General features: G+C 63.1%; 21 protein-coding genes. 6 read left to right on the forward strand and 15 right to left on the reverse strand.

From position 1 onward, the window contains the following. Positions 1 to 128: 128 nt before the first annotated feature. Genes ACIQH5_RS21875 through ACIQH5_RS21895 form a run of 5 tightly spaced genes read right to left on the reverse strand, consistent with a single transcriptional unit; the run spans position 129 to position 6,830 of the window. On the reverse strand, positions 129 to 1,592 hold the full coding sequence (locus ACIQH5_RS21875; protein WP_400407629.1) for a pectate lyase: 1,464 nt from the start codon (positions 1,590 to 1,592) through the stop codon (positions 129 to 131). Position 1,593: 1 nt separating this feature from the next. Further along, positions 1,594 to 3,576 carry a pectinesterase family protein gene (locus ACIQH5_RS21880; protein WP_400407631.1) on the reverse strand — a complete coding sequence of 661 codons (1,983 nt, stop codon included), beginning with the start codon at positions 3,574 to 3,576 and terminating at the stop codon, positions 1,594 to 1,596. A gap of 50 nt (positions 3,577 to 3,626) precedes the next feature. Then, on the reverse strand, positions 3,627 to 4,523 hold the full coding sequence (locus ACIQH5_RS21885) for a carbohydrate ABC transporter permease (protein WP_011773007.1): 897 nt from the start codon (positions 4,521 to 4,523) through the stop codon (positions 3,627 to 3,629). 9 nt (positions 4,524 to 4,532) lie between these two features. Further along, complete coding sequence (locus ACIQH5_RS21890; protein ID WP_400407633.1) at positions 4,533 to 5,480, reverse strand: carbohydrate ABC transporter permease; 948 nt, start codon at positions 5,478 to 5,480, stop codon at positions 4,533 to 4,535. Between the two features lie 33 nt (positions 5,481 to 5,513). After that, positions 5,514 to 6,830 (reverse strand): ABC transporter substrate-binding protein, encoded by a 1,317-nt coding sequence (locus tag ACIQH5_RS21895; protein ID WP_400407635.1) that lies wholly within the window; start codon positions 6,828 to 6,830, stop codon positions 5,514 to 5,516. Between the two features lie 317 nt (positions 6,831 to 7,147). Here ACIQH5_RS21895 and ACIQH5_RS21900 point away from each other — a divergent pair, with 317 nt between their 5' ends. Genes ACIQH5_RS21900 through ACIQH5_RS21910 form a run of 3 tightly spaced genes read left to right on the forward strand, consistent with a single transcriptional unit; the run spans position 7,148 to position 10,622 of the window. Next, entirely contained in the window at positions 7,148 to 8,011 is an 864-nt protein-coding gene (locus ACIQH5_RS21900; RefSeq protein ID WP_400407637.1) for a PmoA family protein, read from the forward strand. A 5-nt stretch (positions 8,012 to 8,016) separates the two neighbouring features. Next, positions 8,017 to 9,597 carry a family 43 glycosylhydrolase gene (locus tag ACIQH5_RS21905; RefSeq protein WP_400407639.1) on the forward strand — a complete coding sequence of 527 codons (1,581 nt, stop codon included), beginning with the start codon at positions 8,017 to 8,019 and terminating at the stop codon, positions 9,595 to 9,597. After that, positions 9,594 to 10,622 (forward strand): LacI family DNA-binding transcriptional regulator, encoded by a 1,029-nt coding sequence (locus tag ACIQH5_RS21910; protein ID WP_011773011.1) that lies wholly within the window; start codon positions 9,594 to 9,596, stop codon positions 10,620 to 10,622. The genes ACIQH5_RS21905 and ACIQH5_RS21910 overlap by 4 nt, the downstream gene beginning before the upstream one ends. Before the next feature lie 34 nt (positions 10,623 to 10,656). On the opposite strand, the gene ACIQH5_RS21915 is transcribed toward ACIQH5_RS21910, so the two are convergent. The 7 genes from ACIQH5_RS21915 to ACIQH5_RS21945 form a co-directional block, all read right to left on the reverse strand. Then, complete coding sequence (locus ACIQH5_RS21915) at positions 10,657 to 12,333, reverse strand: thiamine pyrophosphate-binding protein (protein ID WP_400407641.1); 1,677 nt, start codon at positions 12,331 to 12,333, stop codon at positions 10,657 to 10,659. Continuing rightward, the gene (locus ACIQH5_RS21920) at positions 12,330 to 13,121 is read right to left on the reverse strand and encodes a cyclase family protein (protein ID WP_400407643.1); all 792 of its coding nucleotides are present in this window, start codon (positions 13,119 to 13,121) and stop codon (positions 12,330 to 12,332) included. The genes ACIQH5_RS21915 and ACIQH5_RS21920 overlap by 4 nt, the downstream gene beginning before the upstream one ends. A 7-nt stretch (positions 13,122 to 13,128) precedes the next feature. Continuing rightward, entirely contained in the window at positions 13,129 to 14,796 is a 1,668-nt protein-coding gene (locus ACIQH5_RS21925; RefSeq protein WP_400407646.1) for a phytoene desaturase family protein, read from the reverse strand. A gap of 25 nt (positions 14,797 to 14,821) precedes the next feature. Further along, positions 14,822 to 16,576 (reverse strand): flavin reductase, encoded by a 1,755-nt coding sequence (locus tag ACIQH5_RS21930; protein WP_400407648.1) that lies wholly within the window; start codon positions 16,574 to 16,576, stop codon positions 14,822 to 14,824. A 27-nt stretch (positions 16,577 to 16,603) separates the two neighbouring features. Then, the gene (locus ACIQH5_RS21935) at positions 16,604 to 17,845 is read right to left on the reverse strand and encodes a styrene monooxygenase/indole monooxygenase family protein (protein WP_400407650.1); all 1,242 of its coding nucleotides are present in this window, start codon (positions 17,843 to 17,845) and stop codon (positions 16,604 to 16,606) included. 34 nt (positions 17,846 to 17,879) lie between these two features. Next, the gene (locus tag ACIQH5_RS21940; RefSeq protein ID WP_400407652.1) at positions 17,880 to 18,668 is read right to left on the reverse strand and encodes an SDR family oxidoreductase; all 789 of its coding nucleotides are present in this window, start codon (positions 18,666 to 18,668) and stop codon (positions 17,880 to 17,882) included. A 124-nt stretch (positions 18,669 to 18,792) separates the two neighbouring features. Further along, the gene (locus ACIQH5_RS21945; RefSeq protein WP_175538765.1) at positions 18,793 to 18,942 is read right to left on the reverse strand and encodes a hypothetical protein; all 150 of its coding nucleotides are present in this window, start codon (positions 18,940 to 18,942) and stop codon (positions 18,793 to 18,795) included. A gap of 218 nt (positions 18,943 to 19,160) precedes the next feature. Here ACIQH5_RS21945 and ACIQH5_RS21950 point away from each other — a divergent pair, with 218 nt between their 5' ends. Beyond that, complete coding sequence (locus ACIQH5_RS21950) at positions 19,161 to 20,084, forward strand: AraC family transcriptional regulator (protein WP_400407654.1); 924 nt, start codon at positions 19,161 to 19,163, stop codon at positions 20,082 to 20,084. 25 nt (positions 20,085 to 20,109) lie between these two features. Here ACIQH5_RS21950 and ACIQH5_RS21955 read toward each other — a convergent pair whose 3' ends face one another. The 3 genes from ACIQH5_RS21955 to ACIQH5_RS21965 form a co-directional block, all read right to left on the reverse strand. Then, a complete protein-coding gene (locus ACIQH5_RS21955) occupies positions 20,110 to 21,102 on the reverse strand; it encodes a Fic family protein (RefSeq protein ID WP_400407656.1) in 993 nt (330 codons plus the stop codon). 293 nt (positions 21,103 to 21,395) lie between these two features. Beyond that, entirely contained in the window at positions 21,396 to 22,097 is a 702-nt protein-coding gene (locus ACIQH5_RS21960) for a FadR/GntR family transcriptional regulator (RefSeq protein ID WP_400407659.1), read from the reverse strand. 75 nt (positions 22,098 to 22,172) lie between these two features. Then, positions 22,173 to 23,012 (reverse strand): alpha/beta fold hydrolase, encoded by an 840-nt coding sequence (locus ACIQH5_RS21965; RefSeq protein ID WP_400407662.1) that lies wholly within the window; start codon positions 23,010 to 23,012, stop codon positions 22,173 to 22,175. 129 nt (positions 23,013 to 23,141) lie between these two features. Between ACIQH5_RS21965 and ACIQH5_RS21970 the strand changes: the two genes are divergently transcribed. Beyond that, the gene (locus ACIQH5_RS21970; protein ID WP_400407664.1) at positions 23,142 to 24,653 is read left to right on the forward strand and encodes a four-carbon acid sugar kinase family protein; all 1,512 of its coding nucleotides are present in this window, start codon (positions 23,142 to 23,144) and stop codon (positions 24,651 to 24,653) included. A gap of 25 nt (positions 24,654 to 24,678) precedes the next feature. Further along, complete coding sequence (locus ACIQH5_RS21975; protein WP_141283416.1) at positions 24,679 to 25,581, forward strand: NAD(P)-dependent oxidoreductase; 903 nt, start codon at positions 24,679 to 24,681, stop codon at positions 25,579 to 25,581. Positions 25,582 to 25,671 lie beyond the last annotated feature (90 nt).

The raw sequence follows: 25,671 nt of genomic DNA on the forward strand, positions 1-25,671 counted from the left end.
TGAACAACCTCAGCGACCAAACGATTCGTGAACTTCACCATGGCAATCGACACCCTTCAATATTCAGGTGTTGCGATCACCGCATGATTCAGCGGGCTCAGAACGGCCTGTGCTGCTACTCAGTTGGGTTACCCCGACGTGCCGTTCAGCACCACCACGTTGGAACGGCTCACTCCGCTGCCCGTGACCAGCAGGACATGCCCGGGCTGAGGGGTGTCGGAGGTGACGGTGAGGTCCCGCAGGGTGGAACCGTCCGCAGCCACCAGCAACGTCACGCCTTCGCTGTTGCTCAGGATCACATCCTCCGCATTTCCCGTTGCCCCGGCCAGGGTGATGTTCCGGCGGTCACCCCAAATGACCGAGGGCTCGTGGTAAATCCCCGGTTGCAGCAGCACCGTGACAGCACGTGGGTTATTCGCAGGGATTGCGCCAACGGCCGCCCGGATGCTGGCAAAATTGCCCGTTCCGTCCAATGCCACGGTGATGACGTCCCGAAGCGCCGGCTCGGTCCCGCCCAACGGTCCTCCGAAAGCACGTACCAGCGCCGGAACTGCCTTGGTGGGCGTCAGGTCATAGGAATAGGGGACGTCGAACGCCATGCCCCGTTCCTGGCCGGTGTTCCCGGTGCACTCCTCGAATACGTTATTTCGGGCCACCAGCGCACCGCCGGGACCCTGGTGGTGAAGCGGGTTCCGGACATCCCGGAAGTAGTTTCCTTCCACCAGCAGCAGGGCAGCGTTCCGCCCGAGCATGCCGTAGCTGGAGATGTTCTCCAGGTAGTTGTTGTAGACATGCGAGGCCGCCGTGTTGTCCAGGCTGGCGTTGCGCTGGTGCGTGTTCCGGATCCAGTTGTGATGCAGCGTCACGCGGGTGACCACGTTCTGCGTCCAGCCCTCTCCGAGGGCCTTGTTGTGGTCTGAAAAGACGTTCCAGGACAGCGTGACGTTGTCGCAGTCCTTGCGGATATCCACCAGGCCGTCGCCCAGCCGGGTGAAATGCATATGGTCCACCCAGACGTGTGTGGAGGTGTCCATCTGGATCCCGTCCCTGTCATTGTCAGGCCGTTTCCCCACAAAGTCCCCGGGAATGTAGGAGTCCCGGAGCGTGAAGTTTCTGAACACGACGTTGGCGACATTGACCAGTTTGAAACCCGCATTGACTACCGCGGCCCCTTCGCCCGCGCCGAGGAAGGACTTGTTGGAGGTCACCGTCAGTTTCTCGTACTCCGCGAACACCAGTTCGCCGTGCAGGATCACCACCAGCGCTTCAGGGCTTTTCGCGAAGGCGCGGAGCTCCTCGGGCGTGCGCGCATGCACCAGCCGGCCGCCCGCACCGCCAGTAGTGCCGTCGCGGCCGTGGGATGCGACGCCGGCGAAACCCTCGGGTGCCGACGTCCAGGAGCCGCCGCTCCCGCGGTTCACCGGCAACCTGGCTTCGTCCCAACCATGGGGATCGACGCCGGATGGGGCACCATCGGTGGCCGGCGCCGCCATTGCCGAGCTGAAGAAGCCGGTGGAGGCCAGAGTGCCAGCTGCGAGTCCAGCGGTTAGGAGGGTCCGGCGTCGAATGTTCGGTTGTTGTGCGTCCGCCATCTCAAGCACCTGCCGCGGGGGTCCAGTCACCGAGGAACGTGTCCTTGGTGAATCTCAGGGCCTCTTCCGGAGTGAGTTGGGGGTGGAACTCGTTGGTGTATGCGCCGGGCCCGGTGTTGTTGTACTCAGCGAAGCGCCCTTCAGTCCAAGCATGCCCACTCATGTCTGACCAGCCCTGCTCAGCGATGTGACTGCCCAGGTTCGAGTCCCGGATGACGGCCATGGGGTGCGCGTTGGGGTCGCTGCTGGCAAACCAAGGGCGTCCCAAACTGACGGTCCCGGGTGCAGCGTCAGAGGTCAGGGTGCTGTCCACGATCAGGAAGCCGTAAGGGTTGGAGTCCTTGGTGCTGGGTGCCACGATGTAGCCATTGTTCGTGTCGCTGCCGCGGTCCAGCGAATGGATGGTGCAGCCGTCAAACACCGCTGTACCCCGGCCGTAGAGGAAGTCCACGTCACCTTCGATGTAGCAGTTTTTCAGGTAGGTGCGGGCGGTAGCGTCACGGCCGGTGGTGTCTGCAAGGTAGGTGTCCTGGTTGCCGAGGAACCTGGTGTTGTCGAAGGTGATTTTGTCTGCCACTGTCCGCACCGCGAGGGCCTGGCTACCTCCGTGAACGGCCTCGTCATAAGCGTTTTCCACTGTGAGGTTCCGGACCGTGGTGTTTTCCGCCAGGACGTTGAGCGTGGCACTTCCGGCCGCACCCCAGGTTCCGCCGAAGAACTTTGCCCCGTTTGCAGGGGTGTCGTAGGAAATGACGACGTCGGCCGGGTTGGCTGTTGCTCCCTGCAGCGTCACGTTGGGCCGGTCGGCCCAGACATTCACCGCTTCCCGGTAGAAGCCGGGCTTGATGGTGATGGTCCGGGGTTGTGTGTTGCCCACGGGAATCGAGCCGATGGCCGCCTGTACGCTGCCGAAATCGCCGGTGCCGTCCAGCGCGACCGTGACCTCCGCCGTCGTGCTTGGTGCTTTGTTTTCGCGAGGTCCGGCACTGCCGGTGACCAGTTCGGGAACCCTCGCAGAGTCGTCCTTGGCGTATGAATAGAACTGTGTGGGGTCGAAGGCGCTGCCGATGTTGTCCTTGCGGCCGCGGGTGGACTCGAAAATGTTGTCACGGTTGACGATTTCCGTGGCAGGGTCCTTTGCCACCACGGGATCGGCAACCGCGGTGAAGTAGTTGCCCTCCAGGAGCACCTTGGCGGCGTTGCGGCCCATCATTCCGTACTGGCCGATGTCCTGCAGGTAGTTGTTGTAGACGTGCGCAGCCGCTGTGTTGTCCAGGCTGAAGTTCCGTTGGACAGTGTTGCGGATCCAGTTGTGATGGATGGTCATTTTGGTGACCGCGTTGCTGGTCCAGCCCACGCCCAGGGCTTTGTTGTTGTCCGCGAACACGTTCCACGAGTAGGTCAGGTAGTCCGAGTCCTTGCGGGTATCGATCATGCCGTCGCCCATGCGCTCGAACTTCATGTGGTCCACCCAGACATGGTGCGAGGTATCGAGTTGGATGCCGTCACGATCGTTGTCCGGGCGTTTGCCGTCCCAGTCACCGGGAATGTAGGAATCGCGCACTGTGAAGTTCCTGAAGATCACGTTGGACACGTTGATGAGCTTGAAGCCGGCATTGACCAGTTCCACGCCCGCGCCCGTACCGATGAAGCTCTTGTTCGATGCGACCGGAATCTTGACGTAGTCCTGGGCCGTGATGCTGCCCTTGAGGAAGATCACCAGCGGCTCCTCGGCCGCGGCATAGGCTGTGAGTTCCTCAAGCGAGGACACGCTCACGTGCCTCCCCGCCTGGCCTCCGGTGGTGCCGTCCAGGCCGTTGCCGGGAAGGGACGCGAAACCGTCGGGACGTTGCTTCCACAGGGCCGCCGGTGCCGCCGGCGATTCTGTGCCGCTGTGGGTGGGCTCCGCCCAGGCAGGCACAGCGGTAAAGCTTCCAAGAATGACGACGGCGGTGGCCGCGCCGAGTAGGCGTCGCAGGCGCATGCAAAACTCCTTTGTCTTGTCTTGATTGGTGTGGCTCTGGGGTGAGGGGGCTACTTGAGTCCGGTGGTGGCAATTCCGTTGATCAGGTACTTCTGCCCTGCAATGAAGAAGCCGATGATGGGGGCGATGGACACCACTGACATGGCGAACATGGGGCCCCACATGCTTTGTCCTTCCGAGTCCATGAAGGCGCGAAGGGCCAAGGGAACGGTGTAGAGGTCCTGGTTCTGGATGTAGAGCAGCGGACCAAAGAACTCGTTCCATGTGGAGATGAACGTGAAAATAGCCGTGGTGGCCATGGCCGGCACACAGAGGGGCAGAATGACCCGGATGAAAGTCCGGAACGGGCCGCAGCCGTCAATCTGGGCGGCGTCGTCCAATTCCTTGGGCAGCGACTTCATGAATTGCACCATGAGGAAGATAAAGAAGGCATTGGTGGCCATGAAGTTGGGGACGATCAGCGGCAGGTAGGTGTCCAGCCAGCCGAGCTGGGAGAAGATGATGTACTGCGGAACCAGAAGAACGTGACCCGGCAGCATGAGTGTTCCCAACATGAGGGCGAAGAACAGTTTCCGCCCGGTGAATTCCATCCGCGCGAAGGCGTAGGCGGCCAAGGCGCAGGAGAAGATGTTGCCGATGATGGAGAAAATCACCACGATCATGGAGTTGATCAGGTAAACGTGGAACGGCTGGTCCAACGCGGTCCAGCCCTGGGCGTAGTTGGAGAAGTCCCAGTTTTCGGGCCAGAGACCCAGCTGCCTGAAAATATCGTTGCTGGGCTTCATCGAGCTGGAGATCAGCCACATCAACGGGTAGAGCATCACCAGCCCCACCAGGCAGAGAATCAGATGCCGTGAGAAGCGGGAAACCGGGGTTCCCGTCAGGGCGTCTTCGGGTTGATCCTGCTTGGCCAGCTTGCGCTTGAGAGGTAAATCAAGGAGTGCCATGGGGTTGCCTTAATTGTCGTAGAAGACCCAGAACTTGGATGCGATGAAATTGATGGCCGTGAAAATCGCGATGATCATCAACAGCAGCCAGGCCATGGCCGAGGCATACCCCATCTCGAACTCGGTGAAGCCCTTCTGGTACAGGTACAGGTTGTAAAACAGCGTGGAATCCGCCGGGCCCCCGGTACCTCCGCTCATCACATAGCCCTGGGTGAACGTCTGAAACGAGCCGATGAGCTGCATGATGAGGTTGAAGAAAATAATGGGGCTGATGAGGGGCAGCGTGATGCTGCGGAACTGCCGCCACTTGGATGCCCCGTCAATCGAGGCAGCTTCGTAGTACATCCCGGGAACCTGCCGTAGTCCGGCAAGGAAGATCACCATGGGGGAGCCGAACGTCCAGACGTTCAGCACAATGAGGGTGCTGAGGGAGAACTGGGGGTCAGTGACCCACGCGGGGCCCTGGATTCCGAAGATGCCCAGGAACCCGTTGACGATTCCGTCGTTGCCGAAGATGTAACGCCACAGCATCACGATTGCCACGCTGCCACCCAGAAGGGAGGGCAGGTAGTAAACAGAGCGGTAGATCGACAGGCCCTGAAGTCCCCGGTTCAGCACCAGTGCAACCAGCAGGGCAACAGCCAGGGAGATAGGCACCGACACGAAGGTGTAAATGAAGGTGACCTTCAGCGACTGAATGAGCCGTGGGTCCTCGAACATGGCCTGGAAGTTGGCCAGCCCCACAAAGTTGGGCTCAGTAAAGAGGTTGTAGTCCGTAAAAGCCAGGTACAGCGAGGCAAAGAACGGAATGACGGTGAACAACATCCCCAGGAACCACGGGAGAAGGAAAAGATATCCAGAGCGCTGCTTCCTGCGCCGGGACGGGCGGATACGCGGTGTGCCGCCTGCCGCGGCTGGCGCCGGAGCTCCCGGCGGCTGCTTGGTCAGAACTGTCATAGCGGCAAGACCCCCTCGGAAGTAGCTGCAGGCTTACTTGTTGATTGCTGCATTGCTCTTCTCCATGAAGGTCTTAGCCGCATCCGCGGGGCTGATCCGGCCGAACTCCACTTCAGTGGTGAGCTGCTTGAGGGTATCGGCTACAACACTGGCGCCTTTCGGATATACGTAGGCGGGCGGCAAGTCCTCTTCCTGGATGGCGGCCATCAGGTCCACAAACGTCTTGTCATCCGCGCTCAGCTTGGGGGTGATGGAATCGGCCACCTCCGGGTTGATGGGGACACCGCGCTGGGTGAGGACCTCGGCGGCACCTTCAGCGTCATTCGTCAGGAAGTCCACCAGTTTGGCTGCCTCCTTGGGGTGCTTGGACTTGGCTGCGATTGACCACAGCATGGTGGGGTCGGCGGAGTAGCCACGGCGCTCGCCGCTGGTTTCGCCTGGAATGCGCAGCAGGACAACCTCACCCTCAACGGCCTCGTTGTAACCACGGAAGTTGTTGATGGGGATGATCTGCGAAGCGACCGTGCCCTTCGCGAGGTAGGACTGCGCCGGCGAGCCGCCAATTTGCTCGAAGAATCCTGCGGGCGGATAGCCGCCGGCTTTGCGGAGGTCCACGCTGTACTGGAACCAGTCCTCGATGGTCTTCTCGCTGACGCCGAGCTTGTTGTCCTTGGTGTAGAAATCCTCACCGCGTTGGCGCGCGAGCATGATGGGTCCCGTTTCCGTGGCGACGTCGTAGCCAGCCCCGTAGACCTTCCCGCCGGTTTTCTGCGTGACTTCGGTGGCGAACTTGGCGTAGTCCTCCCAGCTCCAGGTCTTGTCGTCCGGGATGGTGACGCCAGCCTGGTCCGTGATGGTCTTGTTGACCACCATGCCGATGGTGGTCACGCCGGTAGCGAGGCCGTAGAGCTTGCCGTCAACCTCGCCACGGCTGAGGGTGGTTTCCGGAACCTTGCCCAAGCTCAGTTCCGGGAATGATTTGAGGTCCGCGAGGGTGCCACGCTGTGCGTACTCCAGGAGGCTGCGGTTGGCCATGGCCAGGACGTCCGGCGGGTTGCCGCCTGCAAAGCGGGTAGCGAGCTTATCGGCGTAGGGTGCGCTGTCCTGGTACTCGGTTTTGACGGTGATGCCCGGGTTCTTCTTCTCAAAGATCCGCAGGGCAGCTTCGGTCATTTTGGCCCGGTTGGCATCGCCCCAGAAGACGAAGTTCAGTTCAACGTTGCCGTTGCTGCCGCTGCCGGAGGACGTTGCGCCTCCTCCTCCACAGGCGCTGATTGTCAGTCCTGCCGCCACCATCGCGGCTCCCAGGACAAGCCTGCGCGAGATGGGAGTGTTTGCTGTCTTCTTCATTGAATGACGCCTTTCTGGTGCCCGATCTAGGGACGTAAATACAGAGTTTCCGAGCTTTCCCGGCAGAAACTTTCTGAGGGTATGCGGATTCTTTAGCGATGCGAGGGTCCTCATGGAGACCAAAACGAGGAGCAAAAATACTGAGTAAACGATTTCTAGCAACAATTCACTGTGACTGTCAACACACCATCACTGTTATGCGGAAACTTCTTGAAAGAAACTTTCGTGGAGAGTTGCCGAGTTCTTTCTGTTCTGTTTATGCTGAACCCACGCAACCGCGCTGCCATCACCAGCGCACTCACCGAAAGGAGGTCCACATGGGAAGTTTCCAGCTTCACGGCGCAACCGTGGCGCGGGTGAACAACGGCGTTGACCTCGCAGCGGTGCTGGCTCCCAGGCCCTACCTGCACCCCCTCCGCACTTTGGCCGGCGCGCCCCTCACGGAAGCCGGTCCAGACGACCACCCGCACCACCTGGGCCTCTCGCTCGCGTTCTCGGACGTGAACGGAAGCAACTTCTGGGGCGGATCCACCTACACGGGGCACGGCCCTGCCCTTCTTGCCAATCACGGCCGTCAAGTCACCTCTGGGTGGAGTTACCAATCCGGAAAGGCGAGCGGGACTGTCACGTGGATGGACATGAGAGGGCAGGAACTGGCCAGGGAACAGCGGAGCTACACCTGTCAGGACCACCCGGACCCCAACTCCTGGAGTCTGGCCTTTGACTCCTTGATTGAGCCCGCAGGTGACGTGGAGCAATTGTGGGTGTCGTCGTCGGCGGTTAAGGGACGCGAAGGCGCCGGTTACGGCGGAATCTTCTGGCGCTTCCCCTCGGGGGACGGCCCGGCGGGCGTGCTGTGTTCGCAGGGCACCGGAACGGAAACGGCGCACGGCTCGCTCTCCCCGTGGCTCGTGGTGACCACCCGGCAGCACGGCCGCGACGTTAGCGTCGTCCTCGCACAAAACCCCGCCGAACTCCGTCCCTGGTTTGTCCGCACAGAGGGATACGTCGGTGCCGGACCCGCGGTTGCGTGGAGCGAAGCTGCCCGGGCGGACCGCAACAGGCCGCTCAAACTCAGCCTCCACGCCGTCATCCACGACGGCCACATATCCAGCAGCCACCACGTGGAAGAACTCCTTCTCCAGCACTTCAGCAGCAGCTCTCCGGACAGGACACCATGACAAATATGGGAAATCGACACCGCATCCCCGTCTACAACAACCCCATCCTCAACGGCGACTGGCCGGACCCGGATGCAGTCCAGGTTGAGGGCACCTATTACCTCATCGCCTCCAGCTTCAACCGGGTGCCCGGGCTGCCGGTGCTTCGCTCCAAGAACCTGGTGGATTGGGAGCACGTCGGCCACGCACTCCCGGAACTGCCTCAAACGAACCACTATTCGCTGGTGAGGCACGGAAGTGGCGTGTGGGCTCCGGCGCTGCGTCACCACGATGGCAAGTTCTGGATTTTCTATCCGGATCCGGACCACGGCATTTTCGTGCTCAGCGCAGAGAAGGCTGAAGGACCGTGGAGCGCACCCCATCTCCTCTATCCCGGACGTGGACTCATCGACCCCTGCCCCCTGTGGGATGACGACGGCACCGCATACTTGGTCCACGGTTGGGCCAAGAGCCGCATCGGGGTCAAGAACCGGCTCACCGTACATCGGATGAGCCCGGACGCCTCCCGGCTTCTGGACCACGGCACCCACGTCATCAACGGCGAGGAGCTTCCTGGGTTCACCACCCTGGAGGGCCCCAAGTTCTACAAGCGCGACGGCTGGTACTGGATCTTTGCTCCGGCAGGCGGTGTTGCCACCGGATGGCAGTCGGTGTTCCGCTCGCGCTCGCCTTTTGGACCCTACGAAGAACGGCGCGTCCTGGAGCAGGGCGATTCGCCGGTGAACGGCCCGCATCAAGGCGCCTGGGTTACCACTCCCGAGGGCGAAGACTGGTTCCTGCACTTCCAGGACCGGGGGGCGTACGGTCGGGTTGTTCATCTCCAGCCGATGGGTTGGGGCGAAGACGGCTGGCCGTGGATGGGCAAAACAGCGGACGACGGCGGGCCGGGAACCCCGGTTTTGAGCCACCCCTACCCGGTGGGTACCTCGCCTGAGGATGTTGCCCCGCCGTCCAGCGACAACTTCACGTCCCCTGGCCTGGGTCCGCAGTGGCATTGGCAGGCCAACCCCCGGGACGAATGGCTTTCCACCTATGGAGGAGGGCACCTGATTCTGCGTCCGCAGGCCAACGATCCCATCAACCTCCGGGAACTTCCCAACGTCCTGGCCCAAATCCTCCCCGGCGAACCGTCCACCTTCACCACCACCCTGGAACTGGACGATGTGCCCGTGGGTACCCGGGCCGGCGTCGTGATTTTAGGTCAGCGGTACGCCTGGCTGGGCATGGTGCGCACCGAAAACGGCTACGTCCTGGGTAGCGGCACCGGTAGCGAAGGTCCGCACGAGCAGCAGATGGGACGCGCTGTGGCACTTCCCGGCCCCAGCATTGAGCTCCAGATCCGCACGGATGAGACCCCAAGGGCCACGTTTGCCTGGCGGGTTGGACCCACGGATCCGTGGCAGATTCCCATCTGGGATTTCGACGTTGTGGAGGGGCGGTGGATCGGCGCTGAACTGGGGATTTTCGCTGCATCACCCCTGGGCTCGCGTGAACACGGCAGTGTTAGGGTTGGACCCGTGCGGGTGGATACTGCGCCGGTCCGCCGGGCAACCACCCAGCGCATTGCCGCTCCCGTATCCCCATGAGTTCAAGGACCGCCCCGTTGACCACTCCGCGCCCCAAGATCGCAGATGTGGCCGCAGCTGCGGGCGTTTCCGTGCCCACCGTTTCCAAGGTGCTGAATGGGCGCTCGCATGTTTCGGAGTCAACCCGCGCCCGCGTCCAGCAGGCCTTGGAGGAGCTCGATTACACCAAGCGAAACTCGCCCAGCGAACCTGGGCTGCTTCAACTGGTAGTGAACAACTTTGATTCTCCGTGGGTCCTGGAAACCATGGAAGGCGTGGAAGCTGCGGCCACACGCCTTGGCTACACCGTGGCCTACACGCGAGCCGTGAATGCCACCGCGGAGAACTGGCAGAAACTGCGGGAGCCCTCCGGCAACCGCCTCGACGGTGTGATGTTGTTGGCTCCGCGGCAGGGCTCACCGTTGGTGGAGCTGGCGCGGACGCTGAACATTCCCGCTGTCGCCATCGACCCCGAAGGCTCCCAGGGCTTGCAGATACCCAGCGTCAGCCCGGCGTCGTTCTCGGGAGCACTGCGTGCGGTGTCCCATCTCCTGGAACTGGGGCATGAGCGAATTGGCATCATTACCGGCCGCGTCCACAGCCCGGGTCATGGACGCGCCCGCTACGCCGCCTACGCGGCTGCCCTTCACGAAGCCGGGCTGCCGGTGCTTCCCGAGTTCGTGCGCGACGGCGATTTCAGTATCGAGTCCGGGCTTCGCCTGGGCGGGGAGCTCCTGGACCTGCCGGAGCGGCCCACTGCGATCTTCACGGGCAGCGACCTGCAGGCCCTCGGCGTGATGAACGCCGCCGGGCAGCGGTCCCTGAAAATCCCCGGCGACCTCAGCATTGTGGGATTCGACGACATCGCCCAGGCAGCTCTCACGTCACCGCCGCTCACCACGGTCCGGCAGCCGCTTGCGCAGTTGGCGTCCATGGCCGTGGGCATGCTCACGGAGCAGATCGAACAGCAAGGCCTCGCTACTTCAGCAGCCCTTGAAGTTGCAACGGAACTGGTAGTGCGCGGGAGCACCGCCCCACCCAAGTAGCACCTCCCCACCCAGCTAGGACAGTGCGCCCTTTTTAGTGGCCTTGGAATGCTTCGGCGAGCCACCACGAGCCGCCGTCGGAGGCTATCTTCGCGTCGATCACCAGGGGACGGTCCTGCGTTCCGGCTTCGTAGGCCGCGATCCACGGGCGCACAGCATCGAGGTCTGCCGCAGTCCGCACTGTCACTCCCTCAGCCCCGAATCCGCGGGCGATCGCGGCGATGTCTGTCTCCGGGAAGACCACGCTGGCGAGCTCGGCTTCTGTGTGTTCGGAGGCGAAGTGGTGGACCTCTGCTCCGTACGCTGCGTCGTTGTAGACGATGCACACCAGCGGCAACTTCAGGCGGACGGCGGTCTCCAACTCGCTGATTCCCATAAGGAACCCGCCATCACCCGCCCCCAAAACCGGCAAGCGCTGAGGTTGAGCCACGGCAGCACCAATCGCGGTGTACAGGCCAAGCCCGATCGCTTGGAATGCTTGGGTGAAACAGAAACCGAACTCGTCAGGCACGGCAAGGTACTGGCTGGGGTAGCCCATGAAGTTCCCCGAATCGACGGCAACGATCCTCTCGGCAGGCAGCAGCGAATCCAGTTCGCGGGTGAGGACGCGTGGATCGATGGATGTTGCCGTGGACTGGTCTTCGGTCTCCACGTCCCGCCACCGTGAGCTCTGTTTGATGGTCAGGGCATTGGCTTCGGTGCGGTACTTCTCGGCGGGTTCCGGCTGCGCAGACCGGAGCACCGTTAGGGCATCCGCAGCCGCCAGCGCCGAATCGCCCAGCACACCCAGGGTGATGGGCCGGTTGGCGCCGAGCGCGGCATCTTCGACGTCGATCTGCACCACTGTGGTGCCGGTGGAGATGAGTCGTCCGTGGCGCATGGTCCACATGTTTAGTGCGCACCCCCAGCCCACGATCAGGTCCGCGCCGCTGATCAACTCCGCTGTGACAGGGGAGGAGAAGCCGCCGGAGATACCCAGATTGTGGGAGTCGCCGTTGAACAGCCCGCTCGCCACTGCCGAGGTGGCCACCAGTGCGCCGGCATGGCGTGCCAGCTCCAGGATTTCGGCCCGGGCACCGCGTCCTCCGCGTCCGGCGACGAAGACCGGCCGTTCAGCGGCCGTAATAAGCGCCATCAGCTGCTCAACGGCGGCAGCGTCAGGGCGGATCTTCAACGGCTCAGGCACGACGACGGCACTCACCTCATCTGCCGCGGTGCCACTTTGGATGTCCAGCGGCAGGCTCAGCACCACCGTGCGGCGCTCGTTGACCGCCGTTCGGTAAGCCCTAACGGTGTCTGCCACGGCTGTGGCGGGGGAGTGAATCCGCTCGGCGACAGCGCCCACGCTGCGGGCCAGGCTGTCTTGGTCGATCTTGAAGTTGGACCTGATCGCTGCAGCCTGGGTGTCAGCGGTCAGCACGATCATGGGGGTGCGGCTTTTCGCTGCTTCCCCGATTCCGGTGATGGCATTGCTCAGCCCGCACCCCTGATGAGTGGTGACCACTCCCACCTTTCCGGACATCCGCGAATACGCGTCCGCCATCGTGGCAGCACCGCCCTCATGGCGGGCTGCTGTGAACGGCACACCCTCGGCCATGAGGGTGCCGGTGACATCGAAGTTGCCGGAGCCCACCACCCCGAACACGTGCCCGACGCCGAGCTTCGCCAGCGTCCTGCCCACCAGGGCTGAAACCCGTACCTGCTCGCTCATGCCGTCTCCGCCGTGGTCTTTTCCACCAGTGCATACACGCGGCTGGGGCTGCCTGTTCCGCCGACTATCGGCAACGGTGCCACCACCAACGTGGCGCCCGTGATGGGGAGCCGGTCCACGTTCCGCAGTGAGGTCACACCGTACTTGTCCGCCCCGAGGAGGAATGAATGAACGGGGAACATCGGATCCAGTCCGCCGGCCTGCCCGGCGTCGATGCCCACAGTCTCCACACCGAAACCGGAGATCGAGGCGTTTCCGGCGAGCCACTTGGCACCCGCGGCAGAGACCCCGGGAGTGTGGGGTCCGGCGTCGTCCGCGTTGACGAAAGCGGCAGCGTCAGCGCCGCGGGCCGCCCAACCGGTCCGGAAGATCACCCAGCAGTTCTCCGGGAACAACCCATGCTCAGACTGCCACTGCTCAAAATGCTCCGGTTCCAGCAGGAAATCCGGATCCGCGGAAACCTCGGTGGTCTTGTCGATCACCACGATGGGGCCCACCAGCCGGTGCGGTTCAATCTGGTCCACGGACTTGCCGTCCTTGCCCGTGATCCAGTGAACCGGAGCATCCAGGTGCGTCCCGGCGTGCTCGCCCACAGTGACATCGTTCCACGCCCAGGCGGGACCGGCGTCGTCGAAATTACTCACCGGTGAAACGGACAAGCCCACGGTGTTCGCGAACGGCTGGGGCAGGTTCAGGATGGGGGTCTCGGAACTGAGGGGTGTGGTGAGATCGATGATTTCCACTGAACCACTCGAAAGGGCTGCAGTGAGCCCGGCCAGAACAGACATTGTTCTCCTATCGCTTGCTTGGTTTAAGTGCTGCTTGAAGACGGGAAAGTGGTGAGGGTGGTGCGGTCAGTTTTTTGGCCACCAAGTGGCCGGAACCGCCGGAAAGTCCGGGGCCGGGGTGAGTTGATGCGCCGATGTGCCAGAGGCCTTCGACGCCGGTTTGGTGGCCTGCCGCCCCGGGGAAAGGCCGCCAGAGCAGGTTTTGGAAGAGCTCGGCCGAGCCGCCGTAGGGGTCGCCGTTGACGGCATTGGGGTTCGCGGACACCAAGTCCGTGGGGGCAAGGATGTCTGAAGCGAGAACCGTTGCCCTGGTTCCCGGGGCGAAGTGCTCCAACCGGGCAAGGACCCGCTCCAGATATCCGTGCTTCAACTCGTCAGTCCAGCCGTTGCTAATGGACAGCTCGCCCGCAGCGTCGCCAACGGGGGCGAACGGCACTTCCTGCAGTTGCAACCACAGCGTGGCTTTGCCTTCCGGAGCCCGCGATGGATCCAGCACGCACTGTTGGCCCACCACCACCGTGGGTTCGTTGGGCAACAGCCCGGCTTCGGCTTGGGCGCAAGCAATCCCGGTGCTGTCCGAGCCATTGCTGAGGTGAACCAGCGGGACGCTGTTGAGCCTGGGATCGAGCCATTCCACGGGCCTGTCCAAGGCGAGGTGTATCTGCATGGCCCCGCGGCCGTTCTGGTAGCGTTCGGCGGCGTCGGCAGTACCGGCCGGCGGCTGGCGAAGAAGCCGGGTATAGAGGGCCTGGGGCGAAACGTTCGCGAGCACGGTTCCGGCGGAAACCACACCTTGCGAAGTGCGGACGCCGGTGACGGAGCGCTCCTTAGCTGAACCCTCGGAGCCCACCAGGATTTCCTCGGCCTCCGCGCCCAGCATGATCCGTGCCCCGTTGTCGCGCAGCAAGGACTCAAAAGCCTCCACGAACCTCGAAGCCCCGCCCTTCACAATAGGGAGCCCGAAGCTGTGCATGCTCATGGCCATCACCGGGAGCATCACTCCGCCGGTGGCTTGGTCCGGGCCGAGTCCTGCGTGCAGGAGCCACGGTGACCACAGCTGGTCCGTTTCCCAGCCGCCAAAGCGGCTGCGGACGTAATTCCGGCCGCTCATCACGGAATCCCGGACGAAGGCTTCCGTCCCTTGGAAGCGCCCGCGGCGTACGGCGCCAAACGCAATCCTGGCCACCTCCCCAAAGGAGCGAAGCTCGGCCCCGAAAGCCCCGAACACCGTGCCGGCATTCCGCCCAAGATCATCCAACATGGCCAGATACGCGGCTTCATCCCGCGGCTCCTTGAAAGCGGCAGCCGTTTCGGCCGGATCCCGCTCGGCGATGACCACGCGGTGGGCCCCGCTCACCGGATCCGCGGCAACACTGGCCGTCACGGGGCCGGAGGTGTTGCAATACTCCAGGCCCCTCGCATGCAGTTCCCGGCCCAGCGCCCCGTAGGCACCACCGGACACGAACAGCGGATGCCAGGAGGAGAAGGAGTCGTGAATGAAGCCCGGAAGGGTTCGTTCGGCAGAATGAATGAAACCTCCCAGCCGGTCCGAGCGCTCGATGATGCACACGCGCTTACCGGCCAAGGCCAACTCTGCCGCCGCCACCAAGGAATTGATGCCGGAACCGATGATGGCCACATCCACCGAGCCATCCATGTCAACTGAATCGTCCATATCCGCACCTTTCAAGAGAGGGCCGCTAGAAATCCGGATGGCTGGCGGTGGCGTGGTACTTGCCGGCGTGAAACACCAGGGGAGCCCCGCCGTCGTGCTTGTAGCTTTCCACTTCACCCACGTAGATGACGTGGTCCCCGGCGTCATGTCGCGAAACCGTGCGGCACTGGAACGTTGCCACGGCGCCGTTCAGCAGTGGAACCCCGGCAATTCCTTCGGTGGTTTCCGCGCCGGCGAACTTGTCCGTGGCCGGTGTTGCGAACTGGCGGGACAGGACGTGCTGGTCACTGGCCAGGATGTTGATGGCAAAGTGCGTTGCGTCCTCGAAGTCACCCAGGCTCGGTGCCCGTTTGCTGGGGCACCAGAGCACCAGCGGCGGCTCCATGGACACCGAGGTGAACGAATTGGCGGTCATGCCCACTTTTCGGCCGTCCGCCGCCACGGTGGTGACCACGGTGACGCCGGTGGCGAACTGGCCCAGAGCACTCCGGAAATCGCGGACATCGAAGACCGAGGTGTCCTCTTCTTTCCTGGCCTGCATGAAGTCCGCGGCAGCAGTGGAGTCAAACCACCAGGGGTACGACGTCCGCGGATCATCAAAGCCGCTCACGATGCTTGCTGCCAGCGCCGGATGGTCGGCCGCCTCGCTCAGCAGCGTCTTTTGGTGGTCCCTTCGGGGTTTGAGGAGATCGTTGGTCCACTCAACCGCCCACTGCCCCCACCCGCGCCAAAACTCGTCGAACGTGCGCTCCATCCATTGACGGTCAAAGGGCTGCTGGCCGCGGCGAACAATCGCGTCAAGGTAATACTTCGCCGCCAAGGTGGCGTTGTTGGAGCCCTGCCCGGTAAGAGGATCGTTGAGGACCACAGCGTCGCCGAGCCCGAACACCAACTTCCCGTTGCCAAGCTCCCCAACGGCAGACCTCACTGTGGGTGTGATGCGACCCAGGAGCGTGGCGCCATCATCCGTCAGCTCCGCGTCGGCGAAGTTCCCGGCCTCGTGCGGGAAGTGCTCGCGGAGGATTTCCAGCGAACGTTCGAGCTGCTCCTCCGGGCTCCCGACGTCGGTCCACCGGTCCATGGCGCCGCCCACCACGCCTTCGAACACCATCATGCGGCAGGGGCCGGAGACCGTCAGGCCAGGGAACGTGAAGAACTCCCCGACGCCGGGGACCATGGACATGCGGATGGCGTCGCCCCCGCCGCCGGTACCGGCGGCGGACGAGCCGGCGTCAGCGCCGCCGTCGGTCTTGACGTAGTTGAGGGCCAGTACCCGTTGCGGACGGTCGAACGGTGACTTCGCCTTGTCGCGGGGGAAGATCTGGCCGATCTCGCCCTTGCCGGTGCTCACAATGACCAGTTCGTAGTCATGGGCGAGTTCCTCGAGCATGCGCGGGGTGACCTTCTCAATGCGGAAGTCACCGCCGGCGGCCACAAACGTCTCGATCCACAGGGCGCTCTTGATGCGCTGATCGATGGACCGGGCGGGGCCATCCAAGGGGGCTTCCCACTCAATGGGGGCTTCAGCGTCTACTCGCAGCCGGATTGAGGTGATGCCCGGAACGGATCCGGACTCGTAGAACCCGGTGAGCGCCGTCCCCATCTGGGCTTCGGCGTCCAGGGCTGTGGGGAACATGCACTGGCTGGACATGACTTTGCCGGTGCGGATCTGCGCTGCCGAACGATCGGACAGGAGTGTCACCGCGAAGCCGTCCCTTTGGAGGCCGAGGGCCAGCTGGGCGCCGGATTCGCCGGCACCAATAATCGCTATCTTGCGCATAACGGAGTCCTTATTAGCAGGGCTGTGCTAAGAAACCTTGGCGGCGGTGAGGCCAGCCAGGTAATCAGCAGCTTTGTCCGGGTACATGAACCAGTTCTGGAACTCCGGCGGGTGGTTGAAGCCGTTGGCGAACCGGTGCGCGATGTCCGGCTCAGTGTTCGCAGCACCCAGGAGCTCAAGGACGTGGGGCGGCGGCGGAGCCAGGAGGGCATTTGTCCAGTGTGCAACGTGCTGCGCGTAATCCCAATAGCGCTCGAACGTGGCCTGCATGAACGGCGCATCGAAGGCCTGGTCGTCGTGGGCGATGATGCTGGCCAGATACGACGCCGCGCACTTGCTGGCGTTGTTGGAGCCCTGCCCGGTGATGGGATCGTTCAACACCACGACGTCGGCCAGGCCCAGTACCTGCCTGCCGCTGGGCAATGTGGCAATCGGGTGGCGGACGGTAGGTGCGAAACGTCCCTGAAGCACGCCGTTGGGATCGGTCAGTTCCACATCCGTGGCACGCTCGGCTTCCCACGGCAGGAAGGTGTTGAGGATGTTTTTGGAGTTCTCCAGGTGTTCCTCGGGGGACAGGCCCTTCCAGGTATCCATGGGGCCGCCCGGAACTCCTTCGAAGACCATGATTTCGCAAGGGCCGGACGTGGTCAGCGCCGGGAAGACGAAGTATTCGCCAACGCCGGGGATGAGATTGAACGAGACCGCGGAGTACTCTTCACGCGGCCTCAGGCCCTTCACGTAGGTCAGGGCCAGTGCCCGCTGCGGTGCGTCGTAGGTGCTGCGTTCGGCGTCGCGGGTGAACAGTTGGGCGATCTCACCCTTGCCAGCGGCCACAATCACCAGATCCGAGTTCTGCGTGTATTTCTCCAGCTCAGCTACGCCGGCATCTTCGAACACCAGCTCGCCGCCCCGTGCGGTGAACTCCTCCATGAACTTGGGGAACTTGACTCGCTGATCGATGGACTTGGCGTGGTTGTCCAAGCGGGAGGCCCAGCTGATGGCCTTCTCGCCCGGCAGTTCCGGGTGCGGGATGGTGAAGGAGATCCCGTCCACGGTTGGCGCGTCCGGCCAGAAATCCAGCCCGAGGTCCCGCTCGTGCTCCAGGGCGTTGTGGAAGATGCACTGGCTGGAGGCTACTTTGCCCTCGGCAATCTCTTCGGGTGTGCGGTTGGAGATCGTGGTCACTTGGTAGCCGGCGTCGAGCAGGCCGATGCCGAGCTGCAGTCCGGACTGGCCGGCGCCGACGATGGTGATGTGGCGTTGCGTCATGATGTTTCCCTTTTCTCTGGTCTGGTTGCGATGGTCAGTTGGAGGCAAGCAGGGGAATGGTTTCTTCAGCGCGTTCCGGCCCCAGGGCGGAGTAGCCGCCGTCCACAGCCCAGTCCGCGCCGGTCACAAAGCTGGCTTGGTCACCGGCGAGGAACGCGACGACGTCACCCACCTCGTGCGGGCGGCCCACGCGCTTGAGTGCGTGGAACGGGGCCGCCACGGAGTCTGTCTTCTCGAGGCTCCCGTTGCTGAGCGAGTCCATGATGTTGCTCCACACCCAGCCGGGGCTCACGGAATTTACCCGGATACCGTCCGCTGCGAAGTCCACGGCCATGCTGCGGGTGACTTGGACCAGGGCTGCTTTGCTGGCCGGGTAGAGCCAGCGGCCGGTCTGGGCTACTGAGCTGGAAATGGAGGTGAAGTTGATGATGGCGCCGTGGCCGGATGCTTTGAGGTAGGCGCGGGCCGCATTGCTCGCCACCACGGCGCTGACCAGGTTGACGTTGAGTGCTTCGAGCCAGTCGGCTCGCCCGGAGGCTGCGCCGTCGTCCTTGTAAGTGCAAGCGAGGTTCACCAGGATGTCCACGCTGCCGTGCTGTGCAGCCGCCCCACTGACCAGCAGGTTCACTGCGTCATCATCAGTGATGTCCGTGTGGGAGTAATGGATTCCTTCGCCCAGCCCGGCGGTGAGTGATGCGCCGTCGGGGTCTATATCCGCCACCACCACCGTGGCCCCGGCGTCCCGCAATGCGGTGACCACGCCTTGGCCAACCTTGGTGGCTCCGCCGGTGACAATTGCTGTCCTGCCCTTGAGTGCTGACATGTGCCGAACCCTTTCCCGCGATGACGATGTTACGTAAATATGACGTGCGTCATATTTGCCCTGCAAGCGACTCTAGGCAGCCACTGCCGGAGGGAATATCCACTTGGCGCGGGAATTATCCGAATTACGCAGGGTCTTCCTCTTCCTCGTGCCAACCAACCCACGCCGCGGAAGTGAGGTGGGTTTCCCTGGCCTGAAGCTCCGCCGCCCAGAGTTCGAAGTGGCTCCTGTCCCACTCGTCCCTGCGGTCATGCACCACCTTGATGTTCTTCACTGGTCCCCACCTCGCTTCGGCTGTTGGTATGGTTTGTGAGCTGCGTCATACTTGTCTTAAAAGCGACTCTAGACAGACGCTGCACTCCGGAATATCCACTTGGCGCGGGGATCATCCGAAAGACGAAAAGCTCCAAAACCGTGTGACGCAATTACCCGTGAAGTAGGTGGCGGATGGTCAGGATTCTTGCCCGTGATGTTTTGCGCGGGCAGCCAACTATGGCCACAACCAATGTGGACGAGGCACATGCCAAGATTGCGGAGTTGTTTTGCAGCCATGAGCTCGCCCCGCGGACGCGCGCATCCTTGATGGACATGAAGCTGCGTTCCTTGCACCGTGGCGACGTCGGGATCGAATTCCTGGATTACGGGGCCGACGTTCGGATTGAACCCGAGGGCTTGCAGGATTTCCATCTGGTGCAGATCCCGTTGGCCGGGCACGCTTCCATGCAAGTGGGCTCCAGTACGGTGGAATCCAGTCCCCGCATGGCCACGGTTCCGCCTATCGACCGCCCATTTTCCATGACTTGGGACGGCGGCAGTCCGCACCTGATTGTCTACGTGAGGCGCTCCGCGCTGGAGCGGGTGGCCGGGCAGTTGTATGGAAACAGCGCCGTGGACCTGGGCTACGGCATGGACCTTTCAGGTGCGGCCGGCCGCGCATTCTTGAGGTCCGTCGTCGAGCTTCATGACGACATGATCAGCCAGCCACAGGCCGCGGCTCCCGCGTTTGTGCAGGGATTGCTGGCGGACAGCATGGTGTCACGCTTGCTGATGGCGATGGAGATGCCCAGCGGTGAGATCCGGGATGCTGAGTCCGAAAGCCGGCTGGTCCGGGAATGCCGCGAGCTGTTGGAGCGGCATGCTTTCGAGGAACTCACTGTGCCGGACATCGCCGAGTGCTTGGGCGTCTCAGTCCGAACGCTGCAAACGGCCCTTCGGGCGGAAACCGGAGCGACGCCGTCGGAGCTATTGCGCAGTATCCGGCTGGACCGTGCCCGGGAGATGCTTCTCGAGGCGAACCCCCGAGAGCAGAGCGTCACGGCAGTGGCTGAGCTATGCGGCTTCACGCACCAGGGGCGCTTCTCTGCGCTCTACGTGAAGGCCTTCGGCGAGCTGCCCAGCGAGAGCTTGCGCCGCTAGGCAAGGGCATCTGCAGCCGCGGAGATCATTGTGAATCGCGCAGAATGCGGGGCAGGAATCCCAGCCGATCCAGCTCCCGAACCAGGAGGGGTGTTAGCTCACTCGGGGCGAGGCGAAGCCGGTAGGATCTCTTGCCTTCCGCCACCGGTTCAATGACTCCGCGGTCCAAGAGTTTTCGAATGTCTTGGCTTCGTGTCGCGGCTGAGCCCGTGAACGCTGAACTAAGGTCTCCCGCCTTCACTTCGACTCTGCGCGCGATGATTTTCAAGGCGAGGGCTTCTTCTCGGGTAAAGCGCGATGACGCAAGGCCTCTTTCGATAGCGGGAATCAGGAGACCTTCCGTGACGAAGTCCTTGTTGCCGAGTTTCACCAATCTGCTGAGGTCCGTCAACAATCCTTCCAAGACGTAATTCGACCAGCGAATCAAAGATTCGGGTTCGAGGGAGTCGGCGTCTTCGAGCCGTTCGTAGTAGAGGTCGCGGTTCTCCCCAAACACGGCCGTTGGGTTGAGGGCTCCGTATCCAGCGGCGTCGGAGAACCCTTGCTGTCGCATGGCTGCGTACGTCAGGAGTCTCCCGACTCGACCGTTCCCATTGCCGAAAGGATGAATCCAGACGAACCGATGGTGGGCAAGTGCGATCTTGAGCAACTCATAGTTCTGATCCACATCTTCATTGATGAAGTCCAGGAGTGCCGTCATGTCACCGTGCACGCTCCCCGGCGGTGGGGGTCGGTGCGACGAGCCACTGATGATGACATCGGCGAGTCTGTAAGCGCCAGGCGTGCGGTCCCCTTCGCGTTCTAAGCCGGTAACGGATATGCGGTGCAGCTCCCGGACGAACCCATGCGTCAGTGCCGTCCCCCGGTCAATGGCGGAGTCGACGAAGGCTGTTGCTTCTTGAAGCTGGACAATTTCTTGGACCCCATCGTCCGTCGCGACGTCAGTGCGGTTCGCGTGCTGAACACCGGCAACAGCATCGACAATTGACGTGCGGTTGCCTTCGATACGTGCGCTCATGATGCTCGACAGCAATTGAAACAGAGTGCGGAGCTGCGCGAAGACCTCGGGAGGGGTGGTTCCATCCCCTAAAGCTGCGCGAACCCGTTCAAGTTGGATGATGGCTTTCGCCAACGGAGAGCTAAAGGGAAACTCGGGAAACTCAAGTGGTCTCACGCGCAGAACTTTCGAAGGGCGACAGCAACAATTAAGAGCATGAGGCAATTCTGCCGTAAAAATCAAGGATTCTCTGATCCCGCGCCAGTGCAAGATTTAAATCAGCTGCGCCCAACACTTAAGGTGTTGTCTGCCTGTCACGCCTCCAGCACGTACGTCTTCAGATCGTCCAGGGTCTGCTGCATGTGGGCGTCCATTGCCAGGCGTGCCTCGTTGGGATTGCGCGATTCCAAAGCGGCGGCGATCTTCCGGTGATGGCCGATCGCGTGTTCCTGGATCTCCGGGAAGGCTGAAGTCTCAGCGCGCCGGGCCTCCAGGACCCTGTGCAGGGGTTCGAAAAGTACGGCCACAAAGACGTTGCCGGAGGCGTGAAGAATCACATCGTGGAAAGCGAGGTCGGCTTCCACAAACCCTGCGAGGTCGTTGACTTCGTGGGAGGCCTGCATCTTTTCCACGTGGTCCCTGAGTGCGGCGAGCTCATCATCGGAGATGCGCTCGGCGGCCAGTTCGCATGCCCCTGTTTCGAGCATCCTGCGGAGCTCGATCAACTGGATCGCAGCGGCCGCGTCCTTGGTTCCTTCGGAGGCGGCACGCAGCACGGCTTCCAAGGATGCCCACTGATTGAGGGGGTTGACGAAGGTTCCGCGGCCGCGTTCGACGCTGAGAATCCGCTGCGCCTCGAGCGTTTTCATGGCCTCGCGGACGGTCATGCGGCTTACCTCGTGTTTGGCGCTGAGCTCCAGCTCGCCCGGTACAACCGTTCCGGGCGGAAACTCGCCCGCGATGATGCGGTCCAGCAGCTCATCAGCGACGACGCCCACCAGCGACTTACGTGCCATGTATCCCCATTTCCTGTACTTCTGACCACCCGGCTCCCCTTGGATTTCCCTCGGGACGGGTGGATGTCAGACATCTTACGCTGGCGGTGGCCAGCTTGTTTCCCAAAACTCAGTGAGTGCCTGTGCGCATTGTTCGGGCTGTTCCCAGTGGACGTTATGACCGGCGCCCGGGATGGCTTTCAGCCGGCGATCCGGGCTTTCGGCCACAAATGCGCGCATTTGTTCCATGGGGCGCACCCGATCTCCAGTCCCGGCGATCACCAGCAGTGGCGCCCGGACGCGCCCCGGTACTGAAGGTTCGACGCCGGACATGGCCGCCACAGCGCTGGCGGACAGAACCGGGAAGGGCGTTGTGAACCCTGCGCTGAGCAGCGCCATGTCTGCTGCGGACAGCTCCCCGTACCAGGCGTGCATGAGCTTGGCTATGGTCCCGGAATCGAAGAATCCTTGGTCCAGCTGCGAGCTGAGCACTGTCTTGAACCCCTGGTTCTGCGGCACCGGCGCCATACCCACCAAGGTCAGTGAGGCCACCAGATCGGGACGGGCTGCCGCGAGTGTCAAGGAAACACTGCCGCCCATCGAATGTCCCACTAGATGCACGGCAGGCCGGCCCGCGGGCGCGGGACTTCGGCCCGCGGGCGCGGCACTCCGGGCGTCGAGGGCTGCTGCCACCGAAGCCGCTGCCGAGTCCAAGGTCCATTCGAAGTCCGGCGGCAATTCCTCGCCCGGGTGGTAGCCGGGGAGGTCCACGATCCAGACCTCGCGGCCGGCGTCGAGCAGTTTCCTGGCGAGGGGTTCCCAGTACACGGAACCGGACGCCCAACCGTGGATCAGCACTGCGGGAACCGGCTGACCTGCGGGAATGGCAGGCGTGAGGACGTTCACGAACGGGAGCGGAACAACGCTGTCAGCCATCCACCCAGCCTAGTGATGCGCAGCACCTTGCGCGGTCAAGAGCCGTGTGTCACACTAATTCAAATGTTAGATGTCTGACATCTTACATTCACCAAACCGCTACAGAGATTTCCCACGATGGAGTGCACAGTGACCCTTGAAGCCGACGTTCTGGCCGCTTTCCCGGCGGAAGTCCAGATTCCTGCTCAGTTGGTTGCCGACGCCGTTGCGGCGTCCTCGGCAACGTCTCCCCGCGTTCTGGTTGTCCTCGACGACGACCCCACCGGCACGCAATCCGTTGCGGATCTGGCCGTGCTCACCCGTTGGGACGTCGCGGACTTCACCTGGGCTTTCACCCACATCCGTGAGAACCAGACCAAGCCTGCTGTCTACGTCCTCACCAACACCCGCAGCCTCGACCCGGCCGAAGCCGCGGCGCGCAACGAGGAAATCGTCCGCAACGCTCTGGCCGCAGCAGCGCCCGCAGGTTTGGCGCTGGGTTTCGTCAGCCGCAGCGACTCCACCCTCCGCGGCCACTACCCGCTGGAGCCGGATGTCATCGCCGCCACCGTGGCCGCCGAGACCGGTGAAGCCACCGACGGTGTGGTGATCGTTCCAGCATTCCCCGACGCCGGACGCGTCACCATCGGCGGCGTGCACTACATGCGGGGCGCAGCAGAACACCTCGGCTCCCTCACCCCTGTTGCGGAGACGGAATTCGCCAAGGACGCGAGCTTCGGTTTCGCCAACTCCGAGATGGCCAAGTATGTGGAGGAGAAGTCGCAGGGCCGGTTCCCGGCCGGCGATGTGATCGTCCTGGACCTGAACATCATCCGCGCCGGAGCATCAGCGCAGGATCCCACCATCTCCGCCAAAGCGATCGCCGACGCCCTGGAATCCGCCACCAATTCCACGCCGATCGTGGCCGACATCGTCACCGAGAACGACTTCCGTGCCCTCGCCCTGGGCTTGGAGGAAGCAGAACGCCGCGGCAAGAAACTCCTCTACCGTGTTGGTCCGCCCTTCGTCAGGGGCCGCATTGGCCAGGAGATCCGCACGGCGCTGACGTCCGAGGAGGCCTTCGCGGGCAACACGCCCTCCACAGCCGGCGGCTTGATTGTGGTGGGCTCCCACGTTGGCGTCACCACCCGGCAACTCAATGACCTCACAGCCGCGCACAGCTCGGCCCGGACCATCGAGATCGATGTCGAGAAGCTCATTGCCGGAACCAAAACCGAGGGCGAAACGGAAGCTGACGCCTACATCGCAACCGTCGTGTCCGACGTCGTCGACGCCCTTCACCAGGGCGACGTCATTGTCCACACCAGCCGCCTGCTCATCAAAACCGACGACGCCGCAGCGAGCCTGAAGATCGCCCGCACAGTCTCGGCCGCCGTCGTCGCCGTGGTGAACCGGACGCTGAAGACCTTCCCGCCGCGGTTCGTCATCGCCAAGGGCGGCATCACGTCCTCGGACGTCGCCGCGCACGGCCTGGAAATCCGCCACGCGATTGTTCGCGGACCCATGCTCCCGGGCATCGTCTCGCTGTGGGAGCCGGTGGACGGCCCCGCAAAGGGCATCCCGTACATCGTCTTCGCCGGCAACGTGGGCGACGACCAGTCCTTGACGCACGTCACCCGCAAGCTCAGCGCCACTTTCTGACAGCCAAAATTCAATGGAGAACACCATGACCAGCAGCAACTACACCGTCACCGTCCTGGGCCTCGGCGCCATGGGCCTGCCCATGGCAACCCGGCTCGCCTCCGAGCTGACCGTCCACGGCTTTGACATTGCCGAACCCCGCCTGGAACTCGCAGCAGCGGCCGGTATCAAAACCTTCGCTTCAGCCCGCGAAGCGTCCCAGGACGCCGACGCGTTGCTGTTGGCCGTCCGCAATGGCGAACAGCTCAACGATGTCCTCTTCGGCGAGAACGGGGTGGCCTCGGTGCTGAAGCCGGGCGCCGTGGTGATCCTCGGCAGCACCGTGGGCACGGAAGCCATCCCGGCCACGGTCGCCAAGCTGGCCGAATACGGCGTTTCGCTGGTTGACGCTCCGCTGTCCGGCGGCCCCAAGCGTGCCGGCGAAGGTGACCTGCTGATCGTCGTCGGCGCCGAGCCCGAGGCTCTGGAAAAGGCGCGCCCCGCTCTTGAACTGCTGGCGTCCACCCTGAGCATTGTGGGCGACAAGCCCGGTGACGGCCAGGCACTGAAGACCGTCAACCAGCTCCTGTGCGGCGTCCACATCGCCGCCGCCGCAGAAGCCATGGCCCTCGCCGACGCGCTCGGCCTCGACCAAGCCAAGACCCTCGCCGCCCTGGAAGCGGGCGCCGCCGGTTCCTTCATGCTTTCCAACCGCGGCCCGCGCATCCTCGAGGCGTACACCGAGGAAGGTGCCGAGGTCCTCAGCCGCCTGGACATCTTCGTCAAGGATATGGGCATCGTGGGCAAGGCAACCCGGGCCGCCGGCCTCGCCGCACCCGTTGCCGCTGCTGCTGAACAGCTTTACCTTCTCGGCCAGGCCCAGGGCCTCGCCGCCGCCGACGACTCCGCCGTCATCAAGGTTGTTGCGCCCTCCAAGCGCACCGCCTAACCACTCCCAACAAAGAACCCGCGACGACGGCGGCCCCCCCTTCGCCGTCGTCGCCACCTCCGCCGGTCTTCCCTAGACTGGTATGTCAAA

The sequence above is a fragment of the Paenarthrobacter sp. NPDC091711 genome (assembly GCF_044756605.1).
GTDB lineage: Bacteria > Actinomycetota > Actinomycetes > Actinomycetales > Micrococcaceae > Arthrobacter.